At 42.0% G+C, this 3,602-nt stretch carries 2 protein-coding genes; both read left to right on the top strand.

The window, feature by feature from the left end:
* A partial coding sequence (locus tag U6A24_RS14800) for a T9SS type B sorting domain-containing protein (RefSeq protein ID WP_324180770.1) occupies positions 1-218 on the top strand: 218 nt, incomplete at its 5' end.
* A gap of 612 nt (positions 219-830) precedes the next feature.
* On the top strand, positions 831-3,602 hold a 2,772-nt coding region (locus U6A24_RS14795), incomplete at its 3' end, for a BspA family leucine-rich repeat surface protein (protein WP_324180769.1).

Raw genomic sequence — 3,602 nt, 5'->3', positions numbered from 1 at the left:
TGGTCATCGAAGGCCTTGAAGCGTATGGAAACAACGTGGTGAAGATATACGACCTGAGCCAACGGTTGCTGTTCAGCGCGCATTATGGGGGACCCGGCGATGGCTGGGACGGCACTTATAAAGATAGCATGGTCCCTGTGGGCTCTTATGTATGTGTGATCGACTACAACGAAGCGGGGCTGGGTCATGAAGCAAAAATGATCTATATCAATTACTGATGATCTTTTCTTTTCTCCAATGGTTGATGGTAATAACAGGAAAAGTAAAGAGGTTTTTTTAAAAAAATTATGATGGTGGGATTTAGTGATTTCTGTAGGTTAGGACAAGCTATTGTTCAAGGACTGAGGCGGTATTTAAATCAGTATAAAATACCAATAGATGAATCCATAAACATTGAAACGAAGCTATTGTTTAAGCTCCTTTTCGCTTCTTTTTGGTAATTTCTTAGGTCTAAATAATAGCTTCTGGCATTGTTTGACTTTCTAGAAGTTTATTTAATGATAAAGAACCCAAAATGTAATGCAACACTGTTTATTGGAGAATAAAGTAGCAAAGGTAAAAAAGAAATTACCAAAATAGTAAATGTACGAAAGAAGTATTGGGGAAACGAAACTTGAATTTTTATAATGTCAAAACAATAGGTTAATGACTCGGGGTGTGTCAGACATTACGGACTTCAAATGGTTCTTTTGTAATGGTGTTGGTTATGAGCAAACAAAAAATGTAATATGAAACTAAAAATTATTCTTTCTATTATTATTATTAGCTTAACAACAATTGTTAAAGCGCAAAGACGCACATGTGGTATGGTTGAGTATATGAAGGAAAAAATGAAAAACCCTGAATATGCAAAACAATATCAAAAAGCGCAATCAAAATTTAAAGCTCAATTAAAAGAGAATTTGGCTAACAACTACTCATCTAGAATGAGGAGTCCGATAATTATTCCTATTGCCGTACACTTTCCTAGTGGTTTAGAATCAGATAGAACTTGTTTAGAAGCTTTAGCCCAAAATCAAGTCGATGTTATTAACCAAGACTTTTCTGGTACAAATACAGATATATCAAACTGGACCCAGGCTGTTGCACAGTACTATCCAGAAACAAATACTGGAGCAGCAAATTTTTTATTTCGTATTGCAACAGTGAATCATCCAACTGCAGTTGATCCTGAAATGGTTGAAGGCGGTCCTGCTGTTACTATAGGTTATAATTTTGGAGGCGGGAGCTCTGTTGATCCAGCTTGGGCAGGTTATCTGAACTTGGTAGTAAGAGATATTAAAGAACTAGGCTTTTCTCCGTTACGTGGAAATGTTGCTAACGGTGATGCCGCGACTATAAGTTTAAATGCTTTTGGACCTGGTGCTGGATGTCCAAACTCTGGAATAGTCCCCAGAGCTTCTTACGATTTAGGTAGAGCTGTAACACATGAATTAGGTCACTTTTTCAATTTAGGCCACACTTTTACGGGTTCTTGCGATTCAGACGATAATATTGCAGATACGCCAAATCAAAATTTAGCGACTTTTGGTTGTCCTACACTAGGTTCAAGACCTGCTTGTGTATCCGGTCAGCAAGCTTTATTTCAAAATTATATGGATTATTCAAATGATGCTTGCAAGTTTATGTTTAGCGCCGGCCAAATTCAAGTCGCAGAAGCTTACGTAATGTCTATACAAGACCAATTTAAAGCAAATGTAACAGGGTCCATTCTAACGAAGATCCTTACCTTCAAAGATGCCAATTTTAAAGCTGCTTTGGTCAACGATCTCAATATCAACACCGACAACGATAATGAAATTACCTACGCTGAAGCAGTAGCTTTTACAGGAACAATAGATGTCAGGGGACTTTCTATTAATGATTTAACAGGGATTGAGGCTTTTGTAAATATTATAGGGTTAAATTGTTCCGACAATAATTTAGATGCCTTGGATATCTCCAACAATACTGCCCTCACACGGTTGTATTGTGAAAACGCCAGTTTACTGCATTTAAATGTTTCCAACGGAAACAATACGGGTTTTACAGATTTTTTTGCCACTAATAACCCCGATTTAAGCTGTATTGAGGTGGATGCAGGATTTGATCCCACAAATAATAATAATTGGAACTATGATAATGGAATAAGCTTTAGTAGTGGTGAGCCGTGTCCTTCTTCGTACTTCATCACCACCTGGACAGTGGATGCCGGTGAGTCTGTTACCATTCCCATTAGGTATTATGTATATAACTTTACCGTAGACTGGGGAGATGATACTACGATAACGACAATCGACACAAGTGACCCCAATGATACCCGCCTTACCCATACCTACGCAAATTCGGACACCTATGCGGTGAGCATTTACGGAGATTTTCCTGCCCTATATTTTAACAATGCAGGGGACAAGGACAAGATACGGACCGTAAAACAGTGGGGAGATATACAATGGGCAAGCATGTGGGGTACCTTTCATGGATGTAGCAACCTGGATATCACCGCCACAGATGCCCCCAATCTGCAAAACGTAGCGGATATGCGAGGGATGTTTCGTAACTCTGGAGTCATGGGGCAACATACGAATCTTAACCGCTGGAACGTAAGCAATGTCACCCATATGGATGGGGTATTCTTGGGAGCCACTAAATTCAACCAGGACATAGGCGATTGGGACATAGGTAATGTCACCAATATGAATGGGATGTTAAGCGGTAGCAACTTGTCTGTGGCCAATTATGGGGCCACATTAAAGGGCTGGGCGGCCTTGCCCAATACTCCCACAGGGATCACCCTGGGAGCATCTGGATTAGTATACAACCAAATAGGAGACCTTCACAGGCAAAAACTGACAGACGTTTATGGGTGGACTATCGCAGGAGATACCAGGGAAGACGACTATGAGGATCCTACGATTACATTGGCCCCGATCATCTTGACACTGGATGAAAAGGGTGAGGTCATCCTTTTGGCAACTCAATTGGACAATGGCAGTACGGACAACATTACGCTAACAGAAGATCTTATATTCAGTTTTGATGCCGATGGCAATGAAACCGATATGATCTTTGACTGTGAAGATCTGGGCGATCATCAAGTGACCCTTTACGTAACCGATGAGGCTGAAAACTCGGCAAGTGCCTCTACTATAGTGACCGTGGAAGAGCATTTGGGCAACTTGGAGGCCATTGCAAAAGATATTACCGTACAGTTAGATTCCAGTGGGCAGGTAAGCATCACACCTGAGGAGGTGGACAATGGCTCTGTTTATGGCTGTGGCAACGCCCCGGAACTGAGTTTGGACATCGATAGTTTTGATTGTAACGATGTGGGCAGCCCGGTAACGGTGACCCTGACCGCTACCCGGAATGGCCAAACGGCCACCGCCACCGCCCAGGTTACCGTGGAAGCGCATTTGGACAACCTTGTGGCCGTTGCCAAAGATATCACTGTGCAGTTGGATGCCAGCGGGCGAGTAAGCATCGCTCCTGAGGATGTGGACGATGGCTCTGGCAGGAACGGTTGCAACAACTCCGATCCTATTTTTATAAGCCTCGACAAAACTACTTTTGGCTGTAACGATGTAGGCACGGTGAGCGTTGTGCTTACGGCAACGCAAGGT

This window comes from Aquimarina gracilis, from assembly GCF_035285365.1.
Classification (GTDB): domain Bacteria; phylum Bacteroidota; class Bacteroidia; order Flavobacteriales; family Flavobacteriaceae; genus Aquimarina; species Aquimarina gracilis.
This window is presented reverse-complemented; position numbering and strand designations above follow the sequence as displayed.